Origin of the sequence: Pseudoalteromonas sp. SR43-7, from assembly GCF_014163785.1 — a bacterium.
Classification (GTDB): domain Bacteria; phylum Pseudomonadota; class Gammaproteobacteria; order Enterobacterales; family Alteromonadaceae; genus Pseudoalteromonas; species Pseudoalteromonas distincta.
Genome location: NZ_JACJDY010000012.1, coordinates 69331 through 86481, shown reverse-complemented (window position 1 = coordinate 86481; position 17151 = coordinate 69331). Strand labels below are relative to the sequence as shown.

At 39.7% G+C, this 17151-nt stretch carries 12 protein-coding genes and 1 other RNA gene; 5 read left to right on the top strand and 8 right to left on the bottom strand.

Annotation, left to right across the window (positions count from 1 at the left end; genetic code table 11):
* Positions 1-8: 8 nt before the first annotated feature.
* Positions 9-1103 (top strand): mechanosensitive ion channel family protein, encoded by a 1095-nt coding sequence (locus tag H5087_RS10935; RefSeq protein WP_182672030.1) that lies wholly within the window; start codon positions 9-11, stop codon positions 1101-1103.
* A gap of 34 nt (positions 1104-1137) precedes the next feature.
* Here the strand turns inward: H5087_RS10935 and H5087_RS10930 are convergent, their stop codons facing one another.
* Positions 1138-3273 (bottom strand): TonB-dependent siderophore receptor, encoded by a 2136-nt coding sequence (locus tag H5087_RS10930; RefSeq protein WP_182672029.1) that lies wholly within the window; start codon positions 3271-3273, stop codon positions 1138-1140.
* A 223-nt stretch (positions 3274-3496) separates the two neighbouring features.
* On the opposite strand from H5087_RS10930, the gene zigA reads away from it, so the two are divergent.
* Both zigA and H5087_RS10920 read left to right on the top strand, forming a co-directional pair.
* A complete protein-coding gene (zigA, locus tag H5087_RS10925) occupies positions 3497-4696 on the top strand; it encodes a zinc metallochaperone GTPase ZigA (RefSeq protein ID WP_182672028.1) in 1200 nt (399 codons plus the stop codon).
* Entirely contained in the window at positions 4696-5385 is a 690-nt protein-coding gene (locus H5087_RS10920; RefSeq protein ID WP_154903567.1) for a DUF1826 domain-containing protein, read from the top strand. Before zigA ends, H5087_RS10920 begins: the two co-directional genes overlap by 1 nt.
* 26 nt (positions 5386-5411) lie before the next feature.
* On the opposite strand, the gene H5087_RS10915 is transcribed toward H5087_RS10920, so the two are convergent.
* The 3 genes from H5087_RS10915 to H5087_RS10905 all read right to left on the bottom strand — a co-directional run bounded on the left by H5087_RS10915 (position 5412) and on the right by H5087_RS10905 (position 10014).
* Positions 5412-8171, bottom strand: coding sequence for a response regulator (locus H5087_RS10915; RefSeq protein WP_182672027.1), 2760 nt, complete (start codon positions 8169-8171; stop codon positions 5412-5414).
* Positions 8172-8902: 731 nt separating this feature from the next.
* Positions 8903-8999, bottom strand: an RNA gene (gene ffs, locus H5087_RS10910) — signal recognition particle sRNA small type.
* Positions 9000-9138: 139 nt separating this feature from the next.
* Positions 9139-10014, bottom strand: coding sequence for a DUF3014 domain-containing protein (locus H5087_RS10905; RefSeq protein ID WP_182672026.1), 876 nt, complete (start codon positions 10012-10014; stop codon positions 9139-9141).
* 239 nt (positions 10015-10253) lie between these two features.
* On the opposite strand from H5087_RS10905, the gene H5087_RS10900 reads away from it, so the two are divergent.
* Positions 10254-11399 (top strand): patatin-like phospholipase family protein, encoded by a 1146-nt coding sequence (locus H5087_RS10900; protein WP_002958292.1) that lies wholly within the window; start codon positions 10254-10256, stop codon positions 11397-11399.
* Between the two features lie 15 nt (positions 11400-11414).
* Here the strand turns inward: H5087_RS10900 and H5087_RS10895 are convergent, their stop codons facing one another.
* Positions 11415-13388 carry a monovalent cation:proton antiporter-2 (CPA2) family protein gene (locus H5087_RS10895; RefSeq protein ID WP_182672025.1) on the bottom strand — a complete coding sequence of 658 codons (1974 nt, stop codon included), beginning with the start codon at positions 13386-13388 and terminating at the stop codon, positions 11415-11417.
* Positions 13389-13521: 133 nt separating this feature from the next.
* On the opposite strand from H5087_RS10895, the gene H5087_RS10890 reads away from it, so the two are divergent.
* Positions 13522-14418 carry a GGDEF domain-containing protein gene (locus H5087_RS10890; RefSeq protein WP_182672024.1) on the top strand — a complete coding sequence of 299 codons (897 nt, stop codon included), beginning with the start codon at positions 13522-13524 and terminating at the stop codon, positions 14416-14418.
* A gap of 30 nt (positions 14419-14448) precedes the next feature.
* On the opposite strand, the gene H5087_RS10885 is transcribed toward H5087_RS10890, so the two are convergent.
* The 3 genes from H5087_RS10885 to accA form a co-directional block, all read right to left on the bottom strand.
* Positions 14449-14802, bottom strand: coding sequence for a hypothetical protein (locus H5087_RS10885; protein ID WP_182195842.1), 354 nt, complete (start codon positions 14800-14802; stop codon positions 14449-14451).
* Complete coding sequence (tilS, locus tag H5087_RS10880; RefSeq protein WP_182672023.1) at positions 14803-16107, bottom strand: tRNA lysidine(34) synthetase TilS; 1305 nt, start codon at positions 16105-16107, stop codon at positions 14803-14805.
* Positions 16108-16189: 82 nt separating this feature from the next.
* Positions 16190-17146 carry an acetyl-CoA carboxylase carboxyl transferase subunit alpha gene (gene accA, locus H5087_RS10875; protein ID WP_002958297.1) on the bottom strand — a complete coding sequence of 319 codons (957 nt, stop codon included), beginning with the start codon at positions 17144-17146 and terminating at the stop codon, positions 16190-16192.
* Positions 17147-17151: the final 5 nt, after the last annotated feature.

Sequence of the window (17151 nt, the reverse complement as noted above, 5' to 3'; positions counted from 1 at the left end):
TTTAAGTTATGCTAAATAAAGCGCTGGAATTTTCTAACAGCACACCTTGGTTAGGCGCAGCGTCTTCCCTTTTACTTATAGCTATACTACTGTTTTTAATTCGTTTTTTTGTAATGTACTGGCTAAAAAAATGGACTTCAAAAACCAAATTTATATTCGATACTTTACTAATAGAGTCAATATCTAAGCCGCTAACACTGTGCACAATTATTGTGCTACTCACCATTTTAGAGCACGACACTTTCATTATTAGTACTTCTATTTCTCAACAGATCCCTTTTAATAGCATTAATATTGTATTAGCGCTGCTTGCACTTATTATGTTTTTAGACCGCTTTATTATTGGCACTATTAATTACTATGGTAAACAATCTGCCGTGGTTTTTAATTCAAAAAGCATAATTAAAGGCGTGATACGCGTTACATTATCGTCAGTGGGATTACTGGTATTAATGGGCACGTTAGGTATTTCTATTACGCCCATTATTGCCTCGTTAGGTATTACATCACTGGCTGTTGCTCTTGCTTTGCAACCTACCCTCGAAAACTTTTTTTCTGGCGTGCAGCTAGTAATAGATAAACCTATAAGGGTGGGTGATTTTATTGAGCTTGAATCTAAGGAGCAAGGCTTTGTTGATCATATAGGCTGGCGATCTACATGGGTTAAAATGCTACCTAACAATATGATTATTATACCTAATAGCCAATTATCTAAATCGCGTATTATTAATTACTTTTACCCTGAAAAAGAGCTAAGCGTGCCTGTTGATATAAGTGTGCATTACGATTCAGATTTAGAATTTGTTGAACAAGTAACACTTGAAGTGGCTCGTGAAATACTTATTTCACACGAATGGGGTGTTGATGATTACAATACCTTTGTGGTTTTTCATACCTTTGATAGATCAAGCATTAACTTTACGGTGATGCTTAGAGCTAAAGAATACTTTAATCGCTTTTGGGTAAAATCTGCTTTTATAAAAGCCCTGCATAAACGCTATAAAAAAGAAGGTATTGTAATCCCCTTCCCTATTACGGCTATTAACACTACTCAAGAAGCCGCTAAATTTAATAGTGATAAAAAGGTGCAAGGCGACACTTAAAAAAAAGCGCGAGTAACTCTCGCGCTAATAAGTATTAAAACTTGTAAGTTATTTGCCCAATAATTTCACGAGGGCTGCCAGGAAAGTGGCCGTTTCGCTCACTAAATCCACTTACCGCGTATTCTTTATCAAACAGATTATTAATATTTACACTCAGCAATACGTCGTCAAAGCGACTCGTCCAGCTCATATCAAATACAGTAAATGGTTTTACTTTTTGGCCACTGGTACTCAGTTGCTCACTTACGTAATTTGCACCAAAGGCAATTGATGAGTCAATTGAATCAATAGCGTAGCGAGTCCATAAACCTGCCTGGTGGCGTGGTGCATTAGCAAAGCGCGAACCATCTCCAAATGTATTTGAAAGCGTATCACCCGTTACGCCGTCTACCACTTGCGTATCGTTGTAAGCGTAGTTAGCCGTTACGGTCCAGTGCGCTGATAAATCACCGACTAAAGTTGTTTCAAATCCTCGGCTTTCTACTTCACCTATATTTAAAAGTGCAGCAATGCCATCCCCCGCTCCCGTATCGTCAGGGTTGCTCATTACCACGTTTTCTTTATTAATTTGGTAAATTGCAAAGGTGCTCATTATTTTGCCATCGAGCCATTGGTTTTTCATACCCAGCTCGGTTTGCTTACCGGTTTCTGGTTCTAAATTACCTTCGCCTTCTACATCTTCTTGGTCGGCTGATGATGTAGGGTTAAAGCTCTCTGAGTAATTAATATATACCGATGTGTTTTCTACTGGCTGATAAGTAACAGCAACGCGCGGCGTTATATCGTTATCTGAGTAACTAAAACCTGTTTCTTGATTAAACTCTTTAAAATGGTCATAGCGCAAACCTGCAATTATTGTCCACTGCTCGCCTATGCTAATTACGTCTTGCGCGTATACACCAAATCGGTCGGTATCTACGCCATCGCGGTTCATGTCGGTAAGGTTATAAGTACCTGGATCGGTTTCACCGTAGTTTAAATTAAAAATATTTAAATTAGCGACGCCATCGGCCTCATATCGGGCGCGAAAGTAGTCATATTCGGTATCAACGGTGTGGTAATCACCACCAAATAAAAACTGATGGGTTAATTGTCCTTGTCCAAAGTTATAAACAAAGTCGGTGGTTACACTTGCCTCTTTATTGGCACGAAATTGCTTACGGTATTCACGCTTAATCGTTTCATCGTCAATATTGGCAACGCCATCACCGTTTACATCTACCCAGCTTTGCGACTCATGGTAGGCTTGGTCTCGCTCGTTATCCATGTAACGAAACGTAGTACTTAACGAAAAATCATCATTAAAATAATGGCTAAGTTCTGCTTGAAGCACCAAAGCTTCCATATTTTGATAATCAAACGACTCATTCGCGTTATAACTTGGGTCAACTAAAAAGTTACCGTTGTCATCTACCGGTACGCCACGTAAGCGGTTTCCGCCTAGGTCTTGTTTAATGTAGTCAACACTTGTGGTTAAGGTTGTTGAATCTGTTAAATCAAATAACAATCCGCCTGTCAGCTCGGTGTTTTTTGAGTCTGCATTGTTACGAAAGCTGTCTTGCTCTTCATAGTAACCACCCAATCTATAAGCCATTGTATCGCTTAAACCGCCGGTCATATCAAGTGATGCACCACGGGTGTTGTAGTTACCCAAAGTAAGCTTTAGTTCGCGTTTTTGTGTGTAGCTTGGCTTTTTGGTTACGTAATTAATCATCCCACCAGGTTCGCCACCGCCATACAAAGCAGAGGCAGGCCCTTTTAATACTTCAACACGTTCAACATTAAATAACTGCGGTACACCAAAGCCCGAATATGGGTCGCCACGCACACCATCATAAAATACATTGGCGTCATCTCTAAAACCACGAAAAGTTACACCTGAGTAGCTGTATTCACTCACACCCGCAATTGAGCGGTATAAATCGGTAATGTCGCGCGCGGCTTGGTCAATAATAAGTTGCTCGGTTAATACCTGCGCAGATTGCGGTAATTTAATAAGATCTAAATCCGTTTTAGTACCAATTTTACTTTCGGTTTCTAGGTAAAATTGCTGGGCACGGCCAGTTACTTCTATTTTTTCAATATCGTTATTTTGCTCGGCAAATGCCACATTAGAAAAAGCAGAAAAAGACGCAGCAATACTGAGCGCCAAATATTTTTGGTTAAACATATTGATCCAAAGAAGAGGTTTATAAAACACTGCGAATGATAACGACTATCATTAACATGTGCAATGTAAATAATTTCATACTCATCCTTATTTTTCGAATGAAGAGTTTTTGAGTAACACACTAAATTTGCAGCTCAGCATTAAAAAAATTAATTAGCATTACTGGAATACAAAATTGATATAATATAACATACCTTTAATTGTAATTTAGTAAGATTATTAAATGATAAATAAACTGCCCGTCACAGTGTTATCAGGTTTTTTGGGGGCTGGTAAAACCACTGTACTTAGCCATATTCTTAATAACAGGCAAGGTAAAAAAGTGGCTGTTATAGTTAACGATATGAGCGATATAAATATCGATGCAGCCACTATTAAAAACGATGTATCGCTCAATCACAGTAACGAAAAGCTCGTTGAAATGAGCAACGGTTGTATTTGCTGCACCCTACGAGAAGACTTACTTGTTGAAGTGGGCAAACTTGCCAAAGATGGGCGTTTTGATTACCTCGTTATTGAATCAACCGGTATTTCTGAGCCATTACCTGTAGCCGAAACCTTCACATTTGCCGATGAAAATGGCGTATCACTGGGTGATATTGCCACCCTTGATACTATGGTAACGGTGGTTGATGCCGTTAACTTTTTAAACGACTACGAACAAGCAAATGATTTACAAGATACTGGCGAATCGTTAGAAGAAGACGACGAGCGAAGCGTAGCCGACCTACTTGTTGACCAAGTTGAATTTGCCGATGTAATCTTAATTAGTAAAACTGATTTAATTACAAACGATGAATTAAATAAACTCACTGCCATTTTAAATACGCTTAATACTCAAGCTAACATTATTCCTATTTCAAACGGCCATATTAATATTAACGAAGTGCTAAACACGGGTTTATTTAATTTTGAACGTGCCCAACAAGCACCGGGGTGGCTTAAAGAAATGCGTGGTGAACATATTCCCGAGACTGAAGAGTATGGAATTAGCAGCTTTAATTACACTGCGCGCCGCCCATTTGACCCAGAAAAGTTTTATAACTTTCTTCATAGCACCGAACAATTTGGCAAACTTATTCGCTCAAAAGGTTATTTTTGGTTAGCAACACGCCCTTTATTTTGCGCGCAGTGGAGCCAAGCAGGCGGTATAGCTCATTACGGATTTGCTGGTATGTTTTTTAAAGCCATCCCCCAAAAAGACTGGCCTACAGAGCCTGAGCTGCTTGCTGACATAAATAATAAATGGGTAGAACCCTTTGGTGACATGCGCCAAGAGCTTGTGTTTATTGGTCAATCATTAAATAAACAACCGATGATTAAAGCGCTTGATGACTGCCTACTACCAGAAGATGCGGTACTTAAGGGTAAGGACTTTTGGAGAACCTATAACGACCCGTTTCCTATTTGGGAGGAAGAGTAATGAATGCCCTAGCCCCAATAACTGCGCAAATAAAGCCTGCGGAACCGCTGTACCGAAAAGCAGCTAAAGAGTGTGACGCCGATGTATTGCCACAAATTTATAACCAAGACACTAACATTGTTATTTGGCAAAGAGACCTTGAGCAAACATTAACAAATGCAGTTAATACTCTCATTAGCGCAAATGCTTTAAAGCCACTAGAACTTGCGGTATCGCCCGATGATGCGTTTGATCAATTAATAAAAACGCTTAAGCCAGAAGATAATAACCGCGATGAAGTTAAAGCGCTGTGTGAAGATATCGCACTGTTGGTTGAAATGTTTTGCTGCCTGTTTGATTTAAAACGCGCCGGTTTAAGGCTAAAAATATTAGATAAACCCATGTGCCCGCGTTTTCATGTAGACAAAATTCCGTGCCGGCTAGTTACTACCTATCAAGGTGTTGCTACGCAGTGGTTAAATCACAGCGATGTAAACCGCTCAAAGCTAGGTACTGGTAATTTAGGTAGACCCGATGAAGAGTCTGGCTTATTTAAAAGCCTAAATAATATTAATCAACTCAAGCAAGGTGATGTTGCCCTGCTTAAAGGCGAGTACTGGGATGAAAATGAAGGTGCAGGGCTTGTACATCGCTCACCAGCGGTGGCTGCAAACGAGCAACGCTTATTACTTACGCTCGATTTTATCTAAAATTTGTTGTGGTGATAAACGCTAAGCTAGTGCGCGTTTATCACCCTAGCGATTACTTCGTACAAACCTTGTGTATTTACAGGTTTAGATACAAAATCGTCCATGCCCACACTTAAACAGCGCTGTTTATCGTCTTCGTAGGCATTAGCGGTAATTGCAATAATGGGCACATGTGCCTTAGTGTTTGCTTCGTTAGCACGTATTGTTTGTGTACATTCGTAACCATCCATATTTGGCATTTGGCAATCCATTAAAATTAAGTCAAAGGTGTTACCCTTAAGCACTTTTAACGCTTCAATTCCATCGTTAGCCATTGTAAGTTGTATATGAGTTGGCTCTAACATTTTTGCAATTACTTGGCGGTTTATGGGGTTGTCTTCTACCAATAGTAATTTTTTGCTACCAAGATCAGGTACTGATTGCGACTTTACTGCGGCTGTGGGCTCTATAAACTCAGCTTTAGGCGCATTAATGTAAAACTTAAGCATGCTGCCTTTACCGGGTTCACTATTTAAAGATATTTCACCCTGCATTTTTTTAATTAACCCTTGGCTAATGGCCAAACCTAGCCCGGTACCGCCATATTTACGCGCAACACCTACATCAGCTTGAGTAAACTCACTAAACAATAACGATTGCTGATCTTTTTCTATGCCAATGCCGCTATCAGACACACTCACAAATAATTGCTGGCCACTGTAATCAAACGATAAACGCACAAACCCGCGCTCAGTAAACTTATACGCGTTAGATAATAAATTAATAATAACTTGGCTTAAGCGTAAATCATCTACGTTAATACAATCTGGCAAGGTGTTACTACACTGAACTATAAACTGCACATCGTCAGAGCTTACAATGGGTGAAAACAACGATTTAATATTTTCGATAAACGGCGCTAAGTTTGTTGGGCGCGGGCTAATTTGCATTGCATTAGCCTCAATTTTAGAAAAATCTAAAATATCGTTTAAGATTTTTAATAAGTTTTGAGCACTTTTTTGTTGCGTATCTAAAAGATCTCTTTGCTCGTCGGTTAACGAACTATCACGCAGCAATACTTCACCCATGCCCAAAATACCGTTCATTGGGGTGCGTAGTTCATGACTCATATTTGCTAAAAACTGCGATTTAGCCACATTAGCTAAATTAGCACGCTCTACTGCTTGCTTAAGCTTGTTAGTTTGCTCAGCAACTTGTTTTTCTAGCTGCTGGTTAAACTCACTGAGTTGTTTGTTTAGGTCTTGGTTTTTTATATTTGACGCTTGCAGGTTTTCTATTGAATGCTGCAGCGCAGTGGCTAGCATTTCAAACTGCTGTTGTAGTTGCAATACTTCTTGCCAACTTGAATCTGTATTAAAAGTATGTTTTTTTGATTTATTAAAGCTTTGCATTAAATTAGTTAAACCACTAATTGGCTGCACTAATAAGTTTGCAAGTTGGCGTACAAACAGCACCACCATAATAATTAGCATAGCGCCTAGCAAAATACTTGGCAGCCATGCTTTAGCTACAGCCATACTCAAATGTTTACGATTATAAAAAGTGATTACTTGCCATTTGCTCTGCGGATTAACATATCTAGAACTATGGTAAACCTCATTATTATTGGAGCGAAATAAATTTTTATCGCCCATATTACGCGTATTAAAACCATCTTCGTTAAAGTCGGTTAATATTTTAAACTGCTCAAGCGAGCTAAAAACCACTTTTTGCTTATCATCCAGTACAACTAACTCGCCAGTATTTTCAAATAAATTAGGAATAAACTGCTCTAATCGTCCAAGCTTTAACGACCCCTCTACTACGCCGAAAAACTCACCATCACGATAAATAGGTGCCGACAGCGCAACAATGGCTTCATTGCCAAGCCCTCGCCCTTGAAACACACCACCGCTATAACCGAGAGGATATTGCTTAGCCTGATTAAAGTAGTCGCGATCAGTGACATTACGCTGCGCCTTAGTTAACCCCGCTATAAGGTTATTAGGCGACGTTATTTCAACGTAGCCGCTAGGGTTTGCATACAAGCTTGTAGCAAACCCTGGAAATAGATTCATTAGCCTTTTTAACTGCTGCTCACTATCTGTGCCCGCGCTTATGGCGTCGCTACTCATTACAATGGCATTTTTATGAAACGTTAAATAATCACTTAATTGAGTGCTTATATATTTGGCTTTTTCTTCAAGCTGGGCGTCTACCTCATACTCTAACCGAGAGTGGTGATCGTTCACTAAAATTACACTGGTAAGCAGTATAACCAATATAATAATAACGCTTACAACATAGCTAAGAATGCGAGCAAGAGGCCTGCCCTGATAGGCACGGCTGGCGTGGGGTACAAATACACTAAATAAATCAACTAAAGCTAAGCTAATTAACGCATTTATGAGGTACTTTGATATTGCAACAACTAGCGTTAACCATGGCAGACCAATAAGGAACTGCCCTATTCCCCAAATTATAGGTAAACCAACTAACAGCCAAAAAACAGTACCAAGAGGGAGTATGGGTTTAGAGCGGCGTAAACAAAAAGTGTAAAGCCAAAAAAGCTCGAGTAAATAAACAATACTCGGCCAGCAATGCCCCCACCTATAAAGTAAAAAGCCAGATACAATCGCAAGGCTTAAGCACGCATAACGCAGCCCAATAAACACTAAGCTACATAATACAAATACTTGCCCAAATAAAAACTCAGAACTGTCGAAAAAATATAACGGCGAGAGGTTAACTAAACCCCCTAGCAACCCTAATAAAACAGCGAGTGTCCACTTACTTCTTTGAGGCATTACTTCAACCCTAGAGTACTTTGTTAACACGCAGTGTTAAATTAATATAATTGCTACATTATTGCGTACAAGTTAAAAGTTGTCTAGCGAGAAAAGGAGCTGGAAACTATTAGGTATTAAGGATTAATTTAGTGAAAAAATATAAATATTAAGAAGTTAGCGATATACACCCAATGTTGCTTGAAGTATAAGTTGGCATACCAAACTCGGTTTTATTGGTCCACAGCGACAAAAGTGAAGCGTAAGTTGACATAGAGTTGAATCATAAAATGGCATAAAGTGACTGGTTTTCTTAAATTAAAAGCTCCTGATACCAAAGCCAGTTTTTTAATGCTAAAAAATTCCGATTAATTTAGTAGAAATAGATATTTCTCATTAAGACTTAAACACCGTTAAGTTTCAATTTTTGATGGTGAAGAAAATGATTGGATAAATTTTATGGGATATCTATGTCGATGACATGACGTACCGATTCGCAACGAACGATTATATTAGCACATCAAGAATAGTGGAAATATCACCTCAGAACCAGCTAATCAAAACAGTCAGTGGTAGCCTTTATCAAGTTATTGGAAAAGGCAAAAAGCCGAAGTGCAAATGTGAGTGAGCCATTTAACAATTTGGTTAATACTAAATTATGTCATCTTATGCTTCTGGTTTATGCAATCTTTTAGTACAAATATGTCAACTTATACTTCAAACAACACCCAAATGAGGAATTTGGGTGGCAGTCTTACCAGCCACATCTCGGCACACACGTCACAAACTGTGGCTGCTCCCTTCCGGGCCTGACCAGGTTCGCCTGCTAGTGTTGCGAGAGGACCAATAAGACTACCATTGAGGGCCTTGGTTGGCGCGGGAAGGATTATCTCTACTTTTGCTCTGTTATTCAAGGGATAATCTAAAAAGAAAGTGCGATTGCATACTTCATATACAATCGCGACGTATTTAGCTGTTTTAGTGCGTATTAATTGTTCTCTAACTGCGCTTTTATATTACGAAGTGCTGCTTTTACTTTTTTCATGTTTTCTGGACCCATACGTAAAAGCTGTTTTTGCGCAGCAGGTAATTGCTCCCACTCCGAAAACGCATACTGATACGTCACTGAGTCGCGAAGTAACGGCAAGTCACCTTCAGGCTCTGGCGTATCAAGTAATAAATCGATTGCATCGGTTAGCGTTTGATTAAACTCATCATCGCCATAACCAATTTCACTGTATGCATTATTAATAAGTGGCTTGTACTCTTCGTACATACGAACGGCTTGCGCTGCACTCATACTGGTAAATATTTTCACATACGGGGTATAACGCTCGTAGCTGTTAGGGTTAATTGTGAGGATGTCCCCTTCATTAACGCTAAATTTCTCTTCTGGCTGTACAACAGGCGTGTGCTTTTTAGCTACCTTACCTTTAGCTAGGTTATCTACAAATACAACACCACGGCGAATTACATCGTCGGTAACCATTAGGCTCATTACTGAGTCGCTTAGGTACTCATCCATTTTAGCAACCACAACTGCATCACTTTCGTTAAGTGTTGGTAGTGGCTCTACTTCAGGCTCCGGCTCACTCGGGCTTTGTGCTGGTACTTCAAGCTCGGCTGGTTTTTCTGGCATTACAGATGGCGCGTCTACCACTGGGTCATTCTCGGGTTTAAGCTCCATCATAGGTTGCTCTTTAACTGCGGGCTCTACCTCAGTGCGTGTTTCTTGCTCGTCACTTGGTGTGAGCAATACGAAGGTGGCCGCACATGCTACGACTATTAAAATAATAACGGCGAAAAGAATATTGTTATTAGGTGGACGTTTTTGAACATCTGATGCTTCTGGTTTATCTGACATACGAACTCCATAAAAATTAAAATGCGATATCACTTAGAGTACGCTAAGTGGATTAAATTCATTCTTACACAAATACTATGACATTTTATAATACGGCAATTATAGCAAAGTAAGTTACCTACTAAATTGGGTGATTAAATAATGTAATAAGCATTAGGGCAGTTATCCTTTGATTCTTCTAGCTTAAAGACTTACAGTTAATAAATAAAGTAAAGACGTAGAACAGTTTAACCACCAATATGAAAATCAAGCAAGTTGATCCACAAAAACCTAAAACTGCCTTATTACTTACAGGTGGTGGCGCACGAGCTGCTTATCAAGTCGGTGTGCTAAAAGCGCTAGCTCATAGTATGCCTCGTACTGCTCCATTGCCATTTAGAGTAATAAATGGCACCTCCGCTGGCGCTATTAACTCTGCTGCATTGGCATGTTACGCTTCTTGTGCGCATTTGGCTGTACGAAAGCTCGAATCAGTTTGGAAAAACTTTTCAACCTCTATGGTCTATAAAAGTGACTTTTTAAGCGTGTTTGGTCATATTGCTCGCAATATCTTAACGAGCTTTCAGTCAGAGCATATTAACCACCCACCAGCGAGCTTACTAAATAACCGCCCTCTGCGTAGTTTATTAAACGAGATTTTAGATTTACACCGCATTGAGCGCAATTTACACCGTAATTATTTAGATGCGCTGTCTATTACAGCCTCAAGTTATACAACGGGTGACTCGGTTGCATTTTTTCAATCTAATACGCAAACATCGTGGCAACGTGCTAAACGCGAAGGCCGCGCAACTCGTATTAATGTTGAGCACTTAATGGCATCAAGTGCCATTCCTATGGTGTTCCCAAGTGTAAATATTTATAATCATTACTTTGGGGATGGCTCTATACATCAACTTTCTCCGCTGAGCCCGTCGATTCATTTAGGCGCTGAAAAAATATTTATTATTGGGGTCGACCAACCTAAAGAATTACACCCGCCGGGTTATTCGCCACATTATCCTGGACTATCTGCTGTTGCGGGGCATTTACTCGACAGTGTATTTACCGACACTATGCAATCGGATTTAGAGCGTTTGGCTCGTGTTAACCGAACATTAGGGCTATTACCCGCTCGTGACAAACATCAAGAACTTAAACAAATAGATACCTTTGTAATTAACCCTTCGCAAAACTTTAATGCTATTGCAGCGCAGTATTACGACGATATGCCTTGGGCTATTAAAGTATTGCTACGTACCATAGGTGTTAAAAAACATTCGCAATCGAGCTTAACCAGTTATCTATTGTTTGAAAAACGCTACACCCAGCATTTAATGCAAATTGGTTATGAAGACGGTATGAAAAAATTACCGGAGATACGCAAGTTTTTAGAACTAGATTAAGCCCTAACAGAAACGTTATTCTATGCCGTCGAGCAGGTAGTGCTCTACCCTCTCAACACGCCTTGGTTTACCTTGTAACACTAAAACGTCATTAGCCAATAAGGTTGTTTGTACTGATGGCGTGTCTATTTCGGCCCCTTCTCTGCGCAGTGCTTTTACCAGTACCCGACGCTTTTCTAAATTAAGATTTTCGATTGTTTTATTAACTGCATAAGCTTTATCAGGCAGAGCAACCACATGTAAGTACTCTAACCGGTCACTTGATGTATCTTCGTTATCTTTAAAATAGCCTGCATAAAAGCTTTGCATTAACGGATAACGATTACGACGCTCTTTACTTACTCTTCGCACAATACGCGTCATCGGTACGCCCGACATAGACAACACATGCGACACGAGCATTAAGCTTGCCTCTAACGACTCAGGTACTACTTCGGTTACACCTAGCTCTTTTAAATAATCTAGCTGGCTATCGTCACGGGTACGAATGAGTATTTTAACATTGGGTGCTATTTGCTTTATGGCATCAATAACAACCTGTGCGTGATCAAACTCTGTAAAAGTAATAATAACCAAGCGAGCTCGCTCTACTCCTGCGCACTTTAAAATATCTTTTTGTTTAACATAGCCAAATATGACAGGCTCACCTGCCGCTTTGCCTTCTTGCACTAAAATTGGGTTACTTTCAATCGCAACATAGTCAATTGCTTCGGGCTTTAAAAAACGCGCTATAGTTTGCCCAACTCGCGAAAAACCACAAATAACAACATGGTCGCTATAAAGCGTACTACTTTGTGGCTCACTCTCGAGCGCCAAACTTGGGCGATCGAGTATGCCTAAACGCTTTAAAATAAATGGCGTTTTATCAATCAAAAATGGGGTAAATGCCATTGAAAGCACACCAAGGGCAATTAAAAATGAAGCTTGCTCTGAATTTAATAATTGATGCTGGCCAGCGAGTGCAATAAGTACAAAGCCAAACTCCCCCATTTGCCACAGCATAATGCCACAGGCGAGTGAATCTTGGTTTCGCTCATGCATTAGCCGCGCGCTAAATGCTACCACTGCAATTTTTAATACCAGTAAACCCAGCAAGGCGCCAATAATTATTACGATATGTCCTAGTACAAATAAAATATCTAGCTGCATACCTACAGTAACAAAAAATAGCCCCATTAAAATATCGCGAAATGGGCGTATATCGGCCTCTAACTGATGCCTGTAATGGCTCTCACCTAACATCATTCCGGCTAAAAAAGCACCTAGCGCCATAGACAAGCCAAACATATACGTTAAAAAGCCTGCAAACAACGCGACTAATATGGTGGTAAGTACAAATAACTCATCGGTTCGTACTTGCGCTATTTCTTTAAACACAATAGGCAATACCCATTTACCAATTGCCCAAAGAAGCACACATACAAATGCGCCTTTACTTAGGGCAAACGCTAAAGCCCAGCCAATACTTTGAGAGTCACTTGATGCAAATAAAGGAAGTATTATTAATAAAGGAACAACAGCAATATCTTGAAAAAGTAGAACACCAACGGCTAATTGCCCACGGCGCTGATTAAGCTCACCCGTTTCTTTTAATAGCTTAACTACTACAGCGGTTGAAGAAAGCGCCATAATTGTGCCGATGGTAAAACTGGTGAGTAATGAAAAGTTTAAGCAATATAGAATAATAATGAAGAGTAAACTGGTTATACCTACTTGTAATGAGCCCAAACCAAATACTAGGTTGCGCATTGCCATTAGCCAAGAAATAGAAAATTCTAGCCCTAAACTAAATAACAAAAACACAATACCCAGTTCAGCTACAAACTCTATTTCGTGAGATTGTGCAAGCCAGCCAATACCATGACTACCGGCTAAAACCCCCGTTGCTAGGTACGCTAAAATAGGCGGCAAGCCAATGCGCTTAAAAAACCACACAAAAAGAACTGCCGCGACTAATAAGCCAAAAATTTGAGCATTAATACTTTGCAAATGCAGCCTCGCGTTTAAATTAAACTAGTAGCTTGTAAGTAAATATAACAACCATATGTTTTTCATGCAATTTTAAAATATGGCACAAAAATAGCTTAGTTATTGCAAAGTAACACCCTCGGGGGAGAATTTAATGGAAAACGTCCATATTTTGACGCAGCGTGTGTCTGGTCGCGGTGATTTTTTGCCGTTTTCGGCTGAACAATCACCTACAAATGAAATAACTGAAACGCATGAACTCGTCGCAGAGCTACAAACAAGCTTAGTGATCGAGGATGTTCTGGCTATTTACGCTAAATTTGCAAAACAATTGCTCAATTTTTCTGGATTGCAGTTTCAATCAACTTTAGGTACTGCTCAAACATCACAAAGTGATACAAATAGTACACCCTATATTTTTGATTTAGCGATTAATAAAGACCACTTAGGGCAGCTAATTTATTTTAGTAAATTCCCGCTTGGTCACGCAATTGAGAAAAAATTACATACATTACATACTGCGCTGGTTTATCCACTTCGTAATGCGATGATGTATAGCCGCGTACTAAAGCTTGCCACAAAGGATGCGTTAACCGGTTTAAATAATCGTAGTCAATTTAATGACTTTTTACTTCAAAAGCTTGAAAACTGTCGCCGTTATCAACGTCCATTTAGTTTAATGTTGCTTGATTTAGATAACTTTAAACAAGTTAATGACAACTTCGGCCATAAAATTGGTGACGATACACTTAAAGAATTTTCAAAAGTACTGTGTAGTAGTATACGCGGCACTGATTCGGTATTTAGATTTGGTGGTGATGAGTTTGCTTTACTTATTGAAGACCCTGAGTTTACAACTAATAAAGTGATTGCTGAGCGTATAATGTGCTTAGTAAGAAAATCGCCATTAATGTCTAAATACAAAGTAACAACTAGTATTGGTTTTACTTTAGCTAACAGCCAAGATTGCGAAACTGAGATATTTGCTCGAGCCGATAAAGGTTTATACAAAGCAAAGGCATCAGGTAGAAACTGCGCAAAAGCATACTAGCCTTTACTTAACTGCATTAAATAAAAAAGCCTAGCTTCCCCCGCTAGGCTTTGCACTTACCAATTTATAAATAAACAACGCAGCACAGAATCCAAAAAAGAATCCGCTAATTAAATTAAGTAATGCAGTAATAGTAGCAAGCGGTGTAAATAATACTAAAAGCAGTGGCAGGCTCACGCCTGAAATAAAAAATAATCCACCTTTACCTAACCAATAAGCTAATAAAAGTACTGCAGATGCAATCCCACCAGCGACTGCATAACCTAACGTGACTATATTTAACTCAAGTAAAACATTAGCGATAACAGCAATAAGCGCTGTTATTAGCATACCCATTGGCGCTTTTGTTACTAACGATAAGCCAACATGCGGCTGTTTACTCATTTATTTACACTCCCAAAAAATACCATTTTCATCAACATGCTTAGCGCTTATAAAACAACCAACCACTTGAACTAATTCATCATTATAAAAAATAAGTGGCACACTGGCGCGTAGCCACGGCGCTATTTTTGCATCTTTAAACCAATGCTTAACTGTATTACTTCCAGGCTTTTTAAGTGGTTTAATACGTGCGCTATTGCAATTAAAGCGCACTATTACTTGCTCATTTGAGTGTGGAGGTCTTACTCCAAAACCAATGCTTTTAATTAATAAGCGCCCGTCTGCAAGTTTTAGCTGTGAATGATTTAGCTCAATATCTGTTAATACTTCATTTGGTGTTACAAAATACAAATAACCTTGATGACGACGTATTTGCCCATCGAGCAAATCAATACGCATTTGTGCGTCGTTTTTTGCGCACATTGCTTGATTAATAATTTGCTCAAGCTGCTTTTGCGATGGCATGACTTGTGTAAATAATGTAAGCCACGCACGTACTATATTTGCAATACGCGCTGCGCTGTATTCGTTTATTTGGCTAATGCACAGTGCTTGGTGCTCGTTAATACACTTATTTAAATCAAGCTGAGTATATTCATCAAGTAATGTTTGCTGTTGTTGTAGTAGCTCAATACTTCGTGCTGTACATTGTTCAAACCCAGTAAAGCGCTCGGCTAACACAGGTACTATTTTTGAGCGTAAAAAGTTACGGTCAAAACTTTCATCTGTATTTGAGTCATCAGTTATGTGGTTAATACTAAAGCGCGCTGCAAACGCTTCTATATCGCTTCGCTTTACGTTTAACAATGGCCTAAAACATACACGGCCACTTTGCAGCAAACGCGCTTGGTGCATGGCGCCAAGCCCTTTTAAACCCGAGCCACGCTTTAAGCGCAGTAAAAACGTTTCTACTTGGTCGTTTAAATGTTGGCCCAATAAAACAATGCTGCCTTGTGGGCTTAGCTCATCAAGTGCTTTGTAACGTGCATCGCGAGCTTGGGCTTCAAGGCTCGTACGCGACTGCTGCTCAATTACAACTTTTGCGGCTTTAAAAGGCACATCAAGCTCAATACATACGTTTTTGCAAAAGCGTTGCCAGTCATCGGCATACTGGCTCAAGCCATGGTGAACATAAATAGCCGATACATCAATTGCAGGGTTATCGGCTCTTAAAGTACACATTAAATGCAGCAACACCACAGAATCAACACCACCAGAAAGCGCCACAGTAAAAACAGTGTTACCTTGCTCAATATAGCTATTTAGTGATTTTTTTAATTGCTGATAAATTGCTGTTGTATGCATATGGCCGCACTTTTATATAAAAACTCTGAACATTTTAAAGCAAAAAAGCCGCATAAGCGGCTTTTTTTAACAATTAATGTATTTAGCAATAACCAAACGACATTAAACGTTTGTAACGTTGATCAAGCATTTCTTCAAGCGTAAGCGCTTGTAAGTCTGCTAGGTCACGCTTAAGGCGTACTTTTAAGTTACGTGCCATTGCATCGTAATTACGGTGTGCACCACCTAGAGGCTCATCAACTAAGTTGTTGATTAAGTCTAGCTCTTTAACGCGCTCTGCGGTTACACCCATTGCTTCTGCTGCAAGCGGTGCTTTGTCAGCGCTTTTCCAAAGAATAGACGCACAACCTTCAGGCGAAATTACAGAATAAGTGCTGTACTGCAACATGTTAACTCTGTCGCCAACACCAATCGCTAATGCACCACCTGAACCGCCTTCACCAATAACCGTACATATTGTCGGCACTTTAAGTGACGCCATTACTTTTAAGTTACGTGCGATTGCTTCAGATTGACCACGTTCTTCAGCGCCAACACCTGGGTATGCACCTGGTGTGTCAATAAAGGTCATGATTGGCATTTTAAAACGCTCAGCCATTTCCATTAAGCGTAATGCTTTACGGTAACCTTCTGGCTTTGGCATACCAAAGTTACGTTTAATTTTTTCAGCAGTATCACGACCTTTTTGTTGGCCAATAACCATTACCGGTTCGCCATCTAAACGCGCAATGCCACCTAAAATAGCTGGATCGTTAGCAAAAGTACGATCGCCAGCAAACTCGTCAAATTCCGTGAAAATGCGCTCGATATAATCTCGAGTGTATGGACGCAACGGATGACGTGCTAACTGTGATACTTGCCAAGCGCCTAAATTAGAAAAAATCTCCTGTTTTTGTTTGGCACTTTTTTCTTTTAATTTGCTGACTTCCTCTTCTAACTCAAGGTCTAATTCGCCAGCGCGGCTGATACTTTGTAATTCTTCAATTTTTGCTTCTAATTCTGCAATTGGAAGCTCAAAATCAAGATAATTGAGGCTCATGCTCT

Coding starts and splice junctions, on each gene's coding strand:
- H5087_RS10935 (WP_182672030.1), top strand. CDS start 9: ATGCTAAATAAAGCGCTGGAATTTTCTAACAGCACACCTTGGTTAGGC.
- H5087_RS10930 (WP_182672029.1), bottom strand. CDS start 3,273: ATGTTTAACCAAAAATATTTGGCGCTCAGTATTGCTGCGTCTTTTTCT.
- zigA (WP_182672028.1), top strand. CDS start 3,497: ATGATAAATAAACTGCCCGTCACAGTGTTATCAGGTTTTTTGGGGGCT.
- H5087_RS10920 (WP_154903567.1), top strand. CDS start 4,696: ATGAATGCCCTAGCCCCAATAACTGCGCAAATAAAGCCTGCGGAACCG.
- H5087_RS10915 (WP_182672027.1), bottom strand. CDS start 8,171: ATGCCTCAAAGAAGTAAGTGGACACTCGCTGTTTTATTAGGGTTGCTA.
- H5087_RS10905 (WP_182672026.1), bottom strand. CDS start 10,014: ATGTCAGATAAACCAGAAGCATCAGATGTTCAAAAACGTCCACCTAAT.
- H5087_RS10900 (WP_002958292.1), top strand. CDS start 10,254: ATGAAAATCAAGCAAGTTGATCCACAAAAACCTAAAACTGCCTTATTA.
- H5087_RS10890 (WP_182672024.1), top strand. CDS start 13,522: ATGGAAAACGTCCATATTTTGACGCAGCGTGTGTCTGGTCGCGGTGAT.
- H5087_RS10885 (WP_182195842.1), bottom strand. CDS start 14,802: ATGAGTAAACAGCCGCATGTTGGCTTATCGTTAGTAACAAAAGCGCCA.
- tilS (WP_182672023.1), bottom strand. CDS start 16,107: ATGCATACAACAGCAATTTATCAGCAATTAAAAAAATCACTAAATAGC.
- accA (WP_002958297.1), bottom strand. CDS start 17,146: ATGAGCCTCAATTATCTTGATTTTGAGCTTCCAATTGCAGAATTAGAA.